The organism is Dyadobacter fermentans DSM 18053, from assembly GCF_000023125.1.
Taxonomy (GTDB): Bacteria; Bacteroidota; Bacteroidia; order Cytophagales; family Spirosomataceae; genus Dyadobacter; species Dyadobacter fermentans.
The window spans coordinates 3,684,981-3,699,321 of record NC_013037.1 but is presented as its reverse complement, the minus strand read 5'-3'; the positions used below and the strand labels follow the sequence as shown (position 1 = coordinate 3,699,321).

Here is a 14,341-nt window from a genome sequence, read left to right as displayed (position 1 = left end):
ATGAACTTACATTTAGAGGGCCTCATCGCCGCCCCATTCACTCCTTTGAAACCGGACGGCAGCCTCCATACCGACCTCATTCCCGCATACTACGAATTCCTGAAACATAATGGCGTGAGCGGCGCATTCATCTGCGGCTCCACGGGCGAGGGCGTGTCGCTCACCCTGCGCGAGAAAAAACGCGTGGCCGAAGCCTGGGCGGCCTGTGCGGCGGGTGATCCGGCATTCACGGTAATGCCGCTGCTGGGCGGTACCTGCATTGCCGACTGCATTGAGCTCGCGCGGCACGCGGCGGAGATCGGGATGGACGCGGTGTCGTTCACGAGCCCGTCGTATTTTAAGCCTGCCAATGTGGAAATGCTGGCCGAATGCATTGTCGCCATTGCGGAAAGCGTGCCCGAAATGCCCTTTTATTACTACCACATTCCCGTGCTGACAGGCGTGGGCTTTGCGATGTACGACCTGCTGAAAGTCCTCGACGGCCGGTTGCCGAACTTCGCGGGGATTAAATACACCCACGAGGATTTCATGGATTTCCAGTCGTGCCTCAATTTCCAGAATGGTAAATACGATATGCTCTGGGGCCGGGACGAGAATATGCTTTCCGCCCTCGCCATCGGCGCGAAGGGTGCCGTGGGCAGCACTTTCAACTACGCAGCGCCGCTCTACCACCGGTTGATGGATGCATTTGAAAAAAATCAGATGGGAGAAGCTGCGCGTTTGCAGCAGCAGTCGATCGATATGATCCGGCTTTTGGGTAAATATGGCGGGATTTCGGTCGGGAAAAGCTATATGAGGCTTGTCGGGCTGGATTGCGGGCAGTTCAGGCTGCCGGTGCGGAACATGAGCGACGAGCAGTTCGGGGCGTTCCGCGCCGATGTGGCGGCTTTGGGTTTTGATTCGTTTAAATCGGGCCCCGTTTTGGCCAAAAATACATTTTAATGCTTTGCAACATCCGACTATTCCTAATCCTGACCTGCCTGCACCTGATGTGGCCCGATAACGCATTGGCTAACGACACGCTCACCAACCGGATCGACTGGTCGGCGGCGGCCAGCCTTCCCGCCGCGGCAGGGGAAGACGCAAACCCCGGTGTGGCCGGTGCGTTTGCAGGCTGGCATAACAGTGCCCTGCTCATTGCCGGCGGGGCCAATTTTCCTGCCGGTATGCCCTGGGAAGGTGGCCGCAAAGCCTACCACGACCGCATTTACGTAATGAAAAAAAGCGGCGCGTCCTATCGTTGGATCGACGTGCGCAATCCGCATTTGAAACAAAAAACCGCTTACGGGGCCAGTGTATCGGTCCCAGGCGGCGTGGTGTGCATCGGCGGAGAAAGCGAAGCGGGTGCCAGCCGGAATGCATTCCTCATGCAATGGGACGACGCTGGTAAGCAGGTAGTTTTTAAGCCATTACCCGACCTGCCCGTACCGCTCGCCAATGCAGCCGCGACGAGCATTGGTAACGTGGTGTACATCGCGGGCGGGGAAAGCAGTGGTAAGCCTTCGAATGGCTTTTTCGCATTAGACTTGTCCGAGGCTGACCCGCAATGGCAGACGCTGCCTGCGCTGCCGGTCGCATTGTCGCACGCGGTGGCCGTGGCGCAGAGCGATGGCAAGGCTTCCTGCGTGTATGTGCTGGGTGGGCGCAGCGCCAGCGCGTCGGGCGTGAGTGCCTTGCACGGGACCAATTTCCGCTATGATCCTGCCAAACGACAATGGCAGCAGCGCGCGGGGATCAGCGACGGAACGGCACCGACCACGCTTTCGGCTGGAACGGGCCTCGCCAGCGGTGCTTCCTATATTGTGTTGTTCGGAGGGGATAATGGGAAGGTGTTTAATCGGATTGAAACCTATAATGCCCGCATAGCCGCCGCAACCAACGACGCAGAGAAGCAAAGGCTCCAAGCCGAAAAACTGCCGCTGCTGCAACAGCACGTCGGTTTTAGCAGAAATATTTATTTGTACAACACCATTACCGACGCCTGGACCGTCACCGGCGAGCTGCCGGAAGCCGCGCAGGTGACGACCACCGCCGTGAAAGCCGGCGACGAGATTTTCATCCCGAGCGGGGAGGTGCGGCCCGGCGTGCGTACGCCCGTGGTCATGCGCGGGAGCGTGCGGAGCCAATCATCGTTCTCCTGGATTGATTCGGCGGTGCTATTCATTTGTTTCCTGCTGATGACGGCCGGGCGGTTCCTGTTTACGGGTAAAACCAGCAACACCGACGACTATTTCAAAGGCGGCGAGCGTATTCCGCAATGGGCGGCGGGGATCAGCATTTTCGGGGCCAAACTGAGCGCGATCACCTTCATGGGCATTCCGGCCAAGACATACGCCACGGACTGGACGTACTTTTTCCTGCTGATGACGATTATCATGGTGATGCCGCTCGTGGCGGGCTATTTCATCCCGTTTTACCGGCGGCTGAACGTCACGTCGGCATATGAATACCTGGGCAAGCGCTTCAACACCGGCTCGCGGATGCTGGCTTCGGCATTGTACGTGTTGCTGCAACTAGGGCGAATGGGCATTGTGGTGCTCCTGCCGAGCATCGCGCTTACGCTCGTGACGGGCATTGATATCAACATCTGCATCATCATGATCGGCGTGATCAGCATATTCTTCACAGTGAAGGGCGGTATCGAGGCGGTGATATGGGTGGAGGTGATCCAGGTACTGATCCTAGCAGCGGGCGCATTGTTCTGCCTGTTTTACCTGCCGTTTCAAATCGGCAACTGGAATGCGGCCGCCGACGTGCTGCAAAATGCCGAAAAGCTGAAAGTATTCGACTTCCGCTTCGATTTCACGGAACCGACTTTCTGGGTGGTGGTGATCGGCGGGCTGGCGATCAACCTGCTCACCTACGGCACCGACCAAACCACCGTGCAGCGCTACCTGACGACCAAATCGGAGAGCGAGTCCGTGAGGAGCCTCAAACTGGGCGCCTGGCTCACGTTACCTTCCACGCTGGTATTCTTTTCAATCGGCACGCTGCTGTTTTTGTTCTTTCGCGAACAGCCGGCGTCGGTAAACATGGCGCTGGACAATGTCGATAATATTTTTCCATGGTACATTGTGAGCCAGCTACCGGCCGGGCTTTCGGGCCTGCTTATCGCCGGTATTTTCGCCGCCGCCATGAGTAGCACCGAGGCCAGCATGAACTCCACCGCCACCTTGCTCACCACCGATTTTTACCAAAAACTATACCCCGGCGTGACGCCGAAGCAGACCCTGTTCTTCGCCCGCGCGGCCACGCTGCTGCTCGGGATATTTGTCACCTGCATCGCATTATACATGGCGCACAAGGGCGTGTCGTCGCTGTGGGATCGATTCAATACGATTTTGGGCCTGTTCACAGGCTGCATTGGCGGGGCATTTGTGCTCGGGATATTCACAACCAAAGCCAGCGGCAACGGCGTTATGGCCGGTATGGCGCTCAGCTGTGTCACCCAGCTGCTCATCCAGCAGTATACCGACATCCATTTGCTGATGTACGCATTCACCGGGCTGGTAAGCTGTGTTGGATTTGGCTATGTTTTAAGTTTGCTGATGCCCGCAAAGCGAGACCTGGCGGGTTTAACGATCTACGAATGAAACACCGGATGATCTTGCTTTGGGCTTACCTGGCCCTTTTCGGAACGCTTCACGCCCAGGAGCCCGCATCGGGCGCACCGTTGCTGGCTCCCGTGTTTGCCGACCATATGGTGTTGCAGCGCGGCAAGCCGTTACAGATTTACGGTCGTGCGGGGACAGGAGAAACGGTAAGGGTGGTTTTTTTGGGTAAAACAAAAGAAACGCGCGCGACGCAGGAAGGGACCTGGAAGGTGGAATTTACTGCTCAAAAAGCCGGCGGGCCACATGTGCTGACAGTTTCGGGGAAAACCGGCGAGGTGGTGCTGAACGACGTGATGATCGGCGATGTATGGCTTTGCTCGGGGCAATCGAATATGGATTTTCCGTTAAAAGCCGCGCAAACCGGGCCGGAGGAGTTGCGGAAAGGCAGCTTTAATGCCAATATCCGATTGCTGAAATACGGACCGGCGGTTCCGTGGGGCGATGTGGCGTGGGATTCAACGGCGCTGGCGACGGTAAACCGGTTCGGATTTTTCCAGGGCGAATGGAAGACGGCCGACGCGGCGTCCGTGGGCGCATTTTCGGCAGTAGGCTATTATTTCGGGCAAAAAATCGCTGCGGAAACGAATGTCCCGGTAGGCCTCATCCAGGTGGCAGTGGGTGGCTCTCCGACGGAATCGTGGATCGACAGGCAGCTTCTGGCGCAGGACGGCCGTTTCACCGGATTACTCTCCAACTGGCCGCATTCGCAACAGGTAATGCCCTGGCCCCGCGAGCGGGCGGAGCGAAATACGGGAAGTAAGCATTTCGAAGCGCAGCAGCACCCCTTCAAGCCGGGGTACAGTTTTGCAGCCGGAATCGCCCCGCTCACCAGCTTTCCCATTGCAGGCGTGATTTGGTACCAGGGCGAAAGCAATGTGCATGACATTCCGCTGCATGAAGCACTTTTTGAAACACTCGTAAAGAGCTGGCGGCAGCATTGGGGACATGTATTGCCATTCTATTACGCCCAGCTTTCGGGTATCGAGCGGCCCAACTGGCCCGAGTTCCGCGATTCGCAGCGGCAGATGCTGGCCAGGATACCGCATGCGGGCATGGCGGTGAGTTACGATGTCGGCGATTCGCTGGATGTGCATCCGGTGCGTAAGCAGGAGGTAGGCGAGCGGCTGGCGTTGCTGGCATTGCAGGGGCATTATCATAAGCGGATTGTCGCGAGTGGCCCGGTCGTGCAGAAAGCAACTTTGCGGGATGGTGCCATTTGGCTGGATTTTCAATCAGCACAAAAACTAACCACCGCCAGCAATGCCGCGCTCACTGGTTTTGAGCTCATGACCCGAAGCGGCAAGCGGTTGCCTGCGCAGGCGGTGATCGAAGGCGGGCGCGTCCGCATTGCGGTGCCCACGGGTGAATTGGTCGAAAGGGTGTTGTATGCTTACCAGCCTTTTACGAGGGCCAATTTGCAGAATGAAGCCGGATTGCCGGCATCGACGTTTTCTATTCTGGTTAATTATTTTTTCAAATAAAATATTGATTATGAGATATTTAAAATACACGTTGCTGCTGAAATTGTTTGTTATAATGCATTACGCCATCGGTCAGACGCCCGTTTTCGTGTCGGGGAGTGACGGCTATAAATCGTATCGCATACCCGCGATCGTGCGTACGCCTGCGGGCGACCTGCTGGCGTTCGCGGAAGGCAGGGTAGGCGGCAGCGGCGACTTTGGGGACATTGATATTGTGATGAAACGGAGCAGGGACGGAGGCAAAACCTGGTCTGCAATGCAGGTGGTGGCTAACTATAACGACTTGCAGGCCGGAAACCCGGCGCCTGTGATGGACCTCACGGACCCCGCATTTCCCAAAGGCAGGCTTTTCCTGTTTTTCAATACGGGCAATAACCACGAAGGCGAAGTAAGGAAAGGCAAGGGCCTGCGCGAAGTTTGGTATAAAACTTCGACAGACAATGGCGCTACATGGAGCGAGCCCGAGAACATTACCACGCAGGTGCACCGCCCGAAACAGCCCACGGTGAATGCCGCTTACGATTTCGCGGAGGATTGGCGGAGCTATGCCAATACGCCCGGCCACGCATTACAACTCACCGAAGGAAAATTGAAAGGCCGCATTTACATTCCGGCTAATCACAGCGCCGGCGATCCGAAACCGAAATTCACCGATTACCAGGCCCACGGATTTTACACGGACGACCACGGCAAGACGTTCAAACTCAGTGAAACGATCTCCGTGGAAGGCGGCAACGAGGCCACGGCCGCGGAGCTGTCGGGCGGGCGGCTGCTGTTCAATGCGCGCAACCAGAAAGGCGACGTGCGCGCGCGGATCGTAGCGATAAGCTCCGACGGCGGCGCGAAATGGGATACGACGTTTTTTGACCAAAACCTGCCGGACCCCGTCTGCGAAGGTAGCATTCTTACCATCGGCAAGAGCAAGGGCAATAACATCCTCGCGTTCTGCAACGCCGCCGATACCCAGGCCCGCGACAACCTGACTTTACGCATCAGCTTCGACGACGGGAAAACCTGGGCAAAAAGCTATCCGGTTGACAAAAGCACGGCGGGAGAAAAGGATTTCACGGCATATTCGGACATTGTGAAAACCGGCAAGCAAGCAATCGGCGTCCTGTACGAGCGCGACGGGTACAAGTCGATCGTGTTCAAAGAAATCCGCTGGGACGCGAAATAGGCATTCCGGTCAGTTTGGCGCGGCTGCGACCTTCCACCGGTTATGCGACCAGAGCCAATACGCCGGGGAGCGGAAAATACTCTGTTCCAAAATGTGGTAGTAGGCACTGGTAACGTCCATCGGGGTGTGCCTGTCGACGTTTTTCATCTCCGTAAAAGTGAATTCGTAGCTGAATTGGGCCTTTTTCTGCGAGTGTACATATACAAGTGTAGCCTCGGACAAAGCCGCAATTCGCTCGCCGCCGGTTTGAACAGCCGTTTTTTGATCCAAAAAGGGAAGATGAAACTTCTGACTGCCCGGCGCAGGCCGCTGGTCGCCGATTACCACGAGTAGTTTTGGAAGCGATTGCTTTCGGAGGAGCATCATTGCCTGGCGATAGAATGCCTGCTTGGCAATCAGGTTTACCCCGAAAACAGACCGGATGTTGATCATCAGTCGGTTGACCCACTCGATTTTGATGGGCGAATAGGCGGTGTAAACCGGGTACTCGATCACTTCCGGCAGGTTTACCAGGTATTCCCAGTTTCCGTAATGAGATGCAAACACGATCACCTGCTTATCATTATTGAGCGAACGTTCCAGGACCCCGAGATCGGTGTAGGAAGCCAGGCGCTTGCGGAGGCGTGCGGGAGCCAGCCGAAACAGAAACGGTTCAACCACCAGATCACCAATGTGCCGGTAATATGCCTCTACCAGCTTATCGATTTCGGTCTCGGGCTTGCCGACAAGGGAATTGGTGAGATTCTGATGGATTAATGCCCTACGGTAACGAAGCACATAGCGTAGGACGAAATAGATGATAACAGAAAGGCTTTTAAAGCCCCAAAGCAGTACCCAATCGGTAACGCGGGATGTCAACTGAATAGCAAAAGAGGCCAGTGAACGGCCATTGGAAGAGAACCTGGATTTCATAGGAACACCAACTGCTTGGTAATTAGATGCTCCCGACTGCCAGACCCGAAAACAATGTGATGTGCAGAAACAAAAATTCCTCCCTACGTGGGAGGAATTTTGTCATTTCAACTTGTATGATTGATTAAAGGACTGATACATTAACTGCATTCAAACCCTTTCTACCATTTTCTACTTCGTAAGATACACTGTCGTTCTCACGGATCTCGTCAATAAGACCTGACACGTGTACAAAAATGTCGTCTCCACCTTCTTCTGGAGAAATGAAACCAAAACCTTTGGTCTCATTGAAAAACTTAACTTTGCCTTTGTTCATAACATTATTTTAAATATTCTATAAACTTAAAACAAAGTTTTGGAAAGAAAAAATTTATGCAAATAAAAAAGCACTTGGCGGGGTGCAAAGTGCTTTTTGTGGGCCCACCTGGGATCGAACCAGGCACCTACTGATTATGAGTCAGTTGCTCTAACCGAATGAGCTATAGGCCCTTTTACGGACTTCTGTTTGGAGTGCAAAATTAGCGAATGCGTTCAAATCTCCAAACTAATACAACAAGAATAGCTTCTTTTGTCCGTTGCTTGTTTATTACTTTTGCCAAAAAATTGGTTTTGAATAAAAGGAAAATCATCAACGACCCGGTTTACGGGTTTATTTCCATCGCTTCGGATCTGCTCTACGATCTGGTGGATCATCCTTATTTTCAGCGACTCCGGCGGATCAGGCAGCTTGGCCTGGCCGATATCGTTTACCCCGGTGCCCTTCACACGCGTTTTCACCATGCATTGGGCGCCATGCACCTGATGAGCCAGGCTTTGCGCGCGTTGCAGGAAAAAGGACATATGATATGGGAGCCGGAGCTGGAAGGGGCGCAGGCGGCGATTTTGCTGCACGATCTCGGGCACGGTCCGTTTTCACATGTACTGGAAAGTGTGGTGATCCCCGGCGTGCACCACGAGGCGATTACCCTCGCGATGATGAAAGACCTGAACCGCCAGATGAACGGAAGGCTTGATATTGCCATCCAGATGTTCGAAGGCACCTATCCGCGCCGGTTTTTTCACCAGATGGTGTCGAGCCAGCTCGATATGGACCGGATGGATTACCTGAACCGGGACAGCTTCTACACGGGCGTGATCGAAGGTTCCATTGGAGCCGACAGGTTGATCAAAATGCTGGATATCAGCAAAGACCAGCTGGTGGTGGAGGAAAAAGGACTCCTGAGCATTGAAAACTTCCTGCACGCGCGCAGGCTCATGTACTGGCAGGTGTACCTGCATAAAACGCTCCTGAGCGCGCAGGCGATGCTCACGCAGATCATGTACCGCGCCCGCGAACTGGCAGCAGCCGGCGAGCAGCTCTTCGCGACCCCCGATTTCAAGCGCTTCCTTTATAACCGCTTTACCCTGGCGGATTTCGACAATCAGCCGGATTTACTGGCCGCATTCAACGGGCTCGATGATAACGATGTGTGGGCATCCGTAAAAGGATGGAGAACGCATCCCGACCCGGTGCTGTCGACGTTGTGCGAAATGCTTTTGGATAGAAAACTCTTTAAAATCAGCTTTTTTAACGAGCCGCCCGGAGAGGAAACGCTGGCCCCGCTCCGTGAGCATCTTAATGCAAAGGGCGTTGCGGAAACGGACATGCAATACTTCCTCATTACAGGCGAAACCACCAATTGGGCGTATGCCAAAGAGCAGGACCCGATCCGCGTGAAAATGAAAAGCGGAAGTTTGGTGGATATAGCCGACGCGTCCGACATTCCGACCATCGAAGCCCTTACTAAGATTGTACGCAAGTACTATGTATGTTGGGGTAAAAATGTATCTTTGCGTGGTTAATCAGGACCCTAAAAAGAAAAGCCGATTTAATAATTTTTACAACGTACTCGAATACCATTACCCGAAATTAGCCGATAAAATATGAAATTTACTGTCAGCGAGATTGCTCAGATGCTGAATGGAACTGTTGTTGGAAATGATCAGATTACAATTAATTCGGCTGCAAAAATTGAAGAGGGCATGCCGGGTTGTATTTCTTTTCTGGCCAACAGCAAATATGAGCATCATATCTACACTACACAGTCTTCGGCAGTAATTGTCAATAAGGATTTTGTCCCAAAAAAAGATATTCCTGCGACGTTGATCTACGTCGATAATGCCTATACCGCTTTCACCATCCTGCTGGAAGAATACCAGAAGCGCCTCGCAGGCATCAAAACGGGTGTGGAGCAGCCGAGTTTTATCGGTGAAAACAGTGAAACCGGCGAAAACTGCTACCGCGGGGCATTTTCATACATCGGGAAAAATTGCGTGATCGGTAAGGAAGTGAAGATTTACCCGCAAGCCTGGCTGGGCGACGGCGTCGAGGTCGGCGATTATTCGGTGATCCACCCGGGGGTGAAGATTTACGATAACACGGTGATCGGTAAAAACGTCACAATTTTTGCCAATACGGTGATCGGCAGCGACGGTTTCGGTTTCGCACCGCAGGCCGACGGCAGCTACAAGACGATCCCGCAACTCGGAAATGTGATTATCGAGGATAATGTCAGCATAGGGGCCAATGCGACGATCGATTGCGCCACGATGGGTTCGACGATTATCCGCCAGGGAGCGAAAATAGATAACCTGGTTCAGATCGCACATAATGTAGAGATTGGAAAAAATACCGTAATTGCGGCCCAGTCCGGCGTATCCGGCTCCACCACTATCGGCGAACAATGCGTGATCGCCGGGCAGGTTGGCGTGGTAGGGCATATTACGGTAGCAAACAATACCAAAGTGGGCGCACAAAGCGGGTTGGCCAAATCCATTAAAAAGGAAGGGCTGTCGCTTTCGGGCTCACCTGCCAGGGACCTGAACGAACATTTACGGTCCATGGCACTGGTGCGAAGGCTGCCTGAGCTGGAAGAACGACTGAAAGACCTGGAACGCAAACAGGAAACTTCCGATTTTCAGTAACCGCCGGCGGGCCCGGACGCACCTTATTTAGAAAAGGAAATAGATATAATGAACGAAAAACAACAAACCATTTCTAAGTCTGTATCCGTAACTGGAGTGGGTTTACATACCGGTGTCGTGGCTACCATGACATTCGTACCGGCACCAGCCAACCACGGATACAAGTTTCAACGTGTTGATTTACCCGACCAGCCGATCGTCGATGCCGATGTCGACAATGTAGTGGATCTTTCGCGTGGTACCACCATCGAACAGAATGGCGCCAGAATCCACACGGTGGAACATACACTGGCTGCGCTGGTGGGCTTGCAGATCGACAACGTGCTGATCCAGCTCGATGGTCCCGAACCTCCGATCATGGACGGCAGTTCGATCAAATTCGTGGATGCGTTGCTCGACGCCGGCATTGAAGAACAGAATGCATATCGCAACTATTTCGAAGTTCCGGAATACGTTCATTATAAGAATAAAGATAAGGATACCGAACTGGTGGCGTTGCCGCTTTCGGACTATCGCCTCACGGTGATGGTGGATTACAACTCTACCGTCATCAGCAGCCAGCATGCTTCTTTGAATGACATTACGCTTTTCAAAGACGATATCGCATCGTGCCGCACATTCGTGTTCCTGCATGAGCTGGAAGCGCTGTACAAGCAAAACCTGATCAAAGGTGGTGACCTCACCAATGCGATCGTGATCGTAGACCGCGAGGTGCGGGATGGCGAGCTCGATCATCTGTCCCAGCTTTTGAATAAGCCGAAGGTGAGCGTCGACAAATCAAAAGGCATTTTGAACAATGTCGACCTGCATTATCCCAATGAAATGGCGCGGCACAAGCTGCTCGACCTCATTGGTGACCTGGCGCTGGTAGGCCGGCCTATCAAAGCACAGATCCTGGCCGCACGGCCGGGACATGCGGCGAATGTGGCTTTGGCGAAAAAGATCAAAAAACTGATCAAATCAGGCAAGGGAGATATCCCGCAATACGACCCGAACAAGGCGCCCGTATTCGATATCAACCAGATAGGCCAGCTTCTGGCACACCGCTATCCGTTCCAGATGATCGACAAAATCATCGCGCTGGACGAAAACAGCGTGGTAGGGGTGAAGAATGTGACGATCAACGAACAATTTTTCCTAGGGCACTTTCCGGGTAACCCGGTCATGCCGGGCGTCTTGCAACTGGAAGCGATGGCCCAAACGGGCGGTATCCTGGTGCTTTCCAGCGTGCCCGATCCGGACAACTACTGGCCATACCTCATCGGCATCGACGCGTGCCGGTTCCGCCGCAATGTTTTTCCGGGGGATACAGTTATTTTTAAATGTGAATTCACATCCCCGATGAAGCGGGGGATCGTCAAAATGAGTGGCCGGGGATATGTAGCCGGACAGCTGGTATGTGAAGCGGATATGATAGCAAGCCTGGTAAAGAAAAAATGACTCAATCATTAGCATATATCCATCCTGACGCCAAGATCGCTCAGAATGTAACCATTGAACCTTTCGCGATGATCCATGCTGATGTTGAGATCGGCGAGGGCTCGTGGATCGGTTCGCATGCGGTAATCAATTCTGGAGCACGAATCGGAAAGCACTGTAAAATCTATCCCGGTGCGGTCGTTTCGGCTACACCCCAGGATTTGAAATACAATAACGAATACACGCTAACGATCGTCGGCGACAATACAACGATCCGGGAATACGCCACCATCAGCCGGGGTACCGAGGAACATTGGAAAACCGTGGTAGGCTCCGACTGCCTGATCATGGCTTACGCACACGTAGCGCACGATTGCCGGGTTGGAAACAACGTGATCATCGGTAACAATGTGCAAATGGCCGGTCACGTTCATGTGGGCGACTGGGCGATTGTGAGCGCATTGAGCGCGGTGCACCAGTTTGTCAAAATCGGCGTTCATGCATTCGTTTCCGGCGCCTCGCTCGTTCGCAAAGACGTTCCGCCGTTCACCAAAGCCGCCCGTGAGCCTATTTCTTATGTGGGTATCAACTCGGTTGGCCTGCGCAGAAGAGGATATACCAATGAGCAAATCATTGATATACAAAACATTTACCGTTTTGTGTACATGAAAGGCCTCAACAATGCGGAAGCGCTGCAAAAGATCGAGCTCGAAATGGCACCTTCGGACGAGCGCGACGAGATCATCAACTTTATCCGCAACTCCGAGCGGGGCATTATGAAAAGCCCGTTCCAGACAACCGGGGCGAGCGAAACGGAAGCTCAGTCTTAGGGCTATAAGCTATAAGCCATAGGCTGTATGCTTTTTGTTTATGATATAATGTAAAAAGGCTCCGTATTCGCGGAGCTTTTTTGTTATTCCTGGACTATCAGTTGGTCGCCTACTTTTATTTCGCCTGTATCGCGGGCGGTTACATTCTGTCCGAATAATATCTTGTTGCCATTGCGCCGGTAGGTAGCCAATGTTTTCAGCGGCTCAGGGCCTTTTTCCGCAGTTTCGGGGTTAATGGTCGTGAGTACGCAGCGCGCGCAGGGTTTTACTATTTCAAAACGCAGGTCGCCGATCGTGATCTGTTTCCATTGGTCTTCTGCAAACGGCTCCGTTCCGCTGATGACGAAATTAGGCCGGAAGCGCCGCATTTCGATCGGCTCGGCGAGGCGACTGTTCAAGTCATCCAGCGAAGCCTGCGAAATGACGAGGTAAGGGAAACCATCCGCAAAACTCACATTCTCATCGTGCCGCGCGTAGCGGGGATCTGCCTTTCTTTCGGTGGAATGGGGCATCATTACCAGGCGGAGCCGAAGGCCAAGCTGGCGGCTCAGCCACGCGTCGGCCTCGTCCGAAACCCTCACCGCCTCAGCAATGTCGTCCCAAACCTTCACAGTTACCGGCGATGCCGTTTGCGGTTGGTAGGGAACGATGACGAAATCATCGGGGTCGGTCCGCAGAGAAATCTTTAAGCCCTCGTCGAGCAATGCCACGTCGATCAGCGCCATTTTTTGATGGACCCGCTGCGTGATGAACACATTTTCTTCATCGATGATCATCCAGCGACGATCATACTGAAGTCCCCGTTCTTCCGTAAATGCCTTGGTAAGCCTTACCCCGCCGAGTGATTTGACGGGATAAACCCATATTTCTGACAATGTCATGGCCATATTATTCGATGGTCAGCTGTTTAAAACTCCATTCGCGCGAGCGGACTGACCGTCTGGTCGCAGAAATCGCCCGCCGCAAATTTGAAATGCGCCGCAATGGCGATCATAGCCGCATTGTCGGTACAATATTCGAAAGCAGGAATATATACATTCCACCCGAGCTGCGCGCCAAGTTCGGTCAGCGACCTGCGCAAGCCGGAATTAGCCGAAACCCCTCCGGCGATGGCGATCTCCTTAATGCCCGTTTCGCGCGATGCTTTTTTCAGTTTTTTTAGCAGAATATCAATAAGTGTAAACTGAATGCTGGCGCAGATGTCGGCCAGGTTTTCCTGCACAAACGCCGGATTCTGCCGTACCTGTTTTTGCAGAAAATACAGAAACGACGTTTTGATACCGCTGAACGAAAAATCGAGCCCCGGCATTTCGGGTAGCGGAAAAGGATAAGCCTGCGGGTTGCCCTGCGCGGCATATTTATCAATGAGCGGACCGCCGGGATAGGGCAGGTCGAGCAGCTTGGCCGTTTTATCAAAAGCTTCCCCCACGGCATCGTCGCGCGTTTCGCCGATGATTTCCATTTCGAGCGGGCCGGTAACTTTCACGATCTGCGTGTGCCCGCCGCTCACGGTAAGGCACAGGAAAGGGAAGGCCGGTTTGGGGTCGTCGATGAAATGCGCCAGCACGTGTGCCTGCATGTGATTGATCTCGATCAGCGGAATATCCAGCCCAAGCGCCATCGACTTGGCGAACGATGTGCCCACCAGTAATGCACCGAGCAAACCGGGTCCTTTGGTAAAAGCAATGGCATCCAGGTCTTTTTTTGCTATTTTTGCGTCATTCAGTGCTTTGTCCACCACAGGCAGGATGTGTTGCTGATGGGCTCTCGAGGCCAGCTCGGGAACGACGCCACCATAATGGGTGTGGATGAGTTGCGTAGCAACAACATTGGAGCGGATATTCCCGTTTGTTATAACAGCTGCGGAGGTTTCGTCGCACGACGATTCAATGGCGAGGATATTCATACTGTGGAAAATATTCGCAAAATTAAGCATTAACAACA

The 14,341-nt window shown here is 53.4% G+C and carries 12 protein-coding genes and 1 tRNA gene; 8 read left to right on the top strand and 5 right to left on the bottom strand.

What is annotated here, in order from left to right:
* From DFER_RS14945 to DFER_RS14930, 4 genes are read left to right on the top strand one after another with little or no spacing between them, the layout of a single operon-like run.
* Window positions 1-942, top strand: a complete 942-nt coding sequence (locus DFER_RS14945; protein ID WP_015812487.1) for a dihydrodipicolinate synthase family protein — start codon at window positions 1-3, stop codon at window positions 940-942.
* Window positions 942-3,593 (top strand): sodium:solute symporter family protein, encoded by a 2,652-nt coding sequence (locus DFER_RS14940; RefSeq protein WP_015812486.1) that lies wholly within the window; start codon window positions 942-944, stop codon window positions 3,591-3,593. Before DFER_RS14945 ends, DFER_RS14940 begins: the two co-directional genes overlap by 1 nt.
* Window positions 3,590-5,095: a sialate O-acetylesterase gene (locus DFER_RS14935; protein WP_015812485.1), complete on the top strand. Its 1,506-nt coding sequence runs from the start codon at window positions 3,590-3,592 to the stop codon at window positions 5,093-5,095. Before DFER_RS14940 ends, DFER_RS14935 begins: the two co-directional genes overlap by 4 nt.
* Window positions 5,096-5,105: 10 nt before the next feature.
* Window positions 5,106-6,272: a sialidase family protein gene (locus DFER_RS14930; RefSeq protein WP_015812484.1), complete on the top strand. Its 1,167-nt coding sequence runs from the start codon at window positions 5,106-5,108 to the stop codon at window positions 6,270-6,272.
* Between the two features lie 9 nt (window positions 6,273-6,281).
* Here the strand turns inward: DFER_RS14930 and DFER_RS14925 are convergent, their stop codons facing one another.
* The 3 genes from DFER_RS14925 to DFER_RS14915 all read right to left on the bottom strand — a co-directional run bounded on the left by DFER_RS14925 (window position 6,282) and on the right by DFER_RS14915 (window position 7,673).
* Complete coding sequence (locus tag DFER_RS14925; RefSeq protein ID WP_015812483.1) at window positions 6,282-7,184, bottom strand: lysophospholipid acyltransferase family protein; 903 nt, start codon at window positions 7,182-7,184, stop codon at window positions 6,282-6,284.
* A gap of 124 nt (window positions 7,185-7,308) precedes the next feature.
* Window positions 7,309-7,500 (bottom strand): cold-shock protein, encoded by a 192-nt coding sequence (locus DFER_RS14920; protein WP_015812482.1) that lies wholly within the window; start codon window positions 7,498-7,500, stop codon window positions 7,309-7,311.
* A 99-nt stretch (window positions 7,501-7,599) separates the two neighbouring features.
* Window positions 7,600-7,673, bottom strand: a tRNA-Ile gene (locus tag DFER_RS14915).
* Between the two features lie 36 nt (window positions 7,674-7,709).
* On the opposite strand from DFER_RS14915, the gene DFER_RS14910 reads away from it, so the two are divergent.
* The 4 genes from DFER_RS14910 (at window position 7,710) to lpxA (ending at window position 12,397) form a co-directional block, all read left to right on the top strand.
* Window positions 7,710-9,026: an HD domain-containing protein gene (locus DFER_RS14910; protein WP_015812481.1), complete on the top strand. Its 1,317-nt coding sequence runs from the start codon at window positions 7,710-7,712 to the stop codon at window positions 9,024-9,026.
* Window positions 9,027-9,107: 81 nt separating this feature from the next.
* Window positions 9,108-10,148, top strand: coding sequence for a UDP-3-O-(3-hydroxymyristoyl)glucosamine N-acyltransferase (gene lpxD / locus DFER_RS14905; protein ID WP_015812480.1), 1,041 nt, complete (start codon window positions 9,108-9,110; stop codon window positions 10,146-10,148).
* A 48-nt stretch (window positions 10,149-10,196) separates the two neighbouring features.
* Window positions 10,197-11,588 (top strand): bifunctional UDP-3-O-[3-hydroxymyristoyl] N-acetylglucosamine deacetylase/3-hydroxyacyl-ACP dehydratase, encoded by a 1,392-nt coding sequence (locus tag DFER_RS14900; RefSeq protein WP_015812479.1) that lies wholly within the window; start codon window positions 10,197-10,199, stop codon window positions 11,586-11,588.
* Complete coding sequence (gene lpxA, locus DFER_RS14895; protein WP_015812478.1) at window positions 11,585-12,397, top strand: acyl-ACP--UDP-N-acetylglucosamine O-acyltransferase; 813 nt, start codon at window positions 11,585-11,587, stop codon at window positions 12,395-12,397. The genes DFER_RS14900 and lpxA overlap by 4 nt, the downstream gene beginning before the upstream one ends.
* Before the next feature lie 83 nt (window positions 12,398-12,480).
* Here the strand turns inward: lpxA and DFER_RS14890 are convergent, their stop codons facing one another.
* On the bottom strand, window positions 12,481-13,284 hold the full coding sequence (locus DFER_RS14890) for an MOSC domain-containing protein (protein WP_015812477.1): 804 nt from the start codon (window positions 13,282-13,284) through the stop codon (window positions 12,481-12,483).
* 20 nt (window positions 13,285-13,304) lie between these two features.
* Entirely contained in the window at window positions 13,305-14,303 is a 999-nt protein-coding gene (tsaD, locus tag DFER_RS14885; protein WP_041735138.1) for a tRNA (adenosine(37)-N6)-threonylcarbamoyltransferase complex transferase subunit TsaD, read from the bottom strand.
* Window positions 14,304-14,341 lie beyond the last annotated feature (38 nt).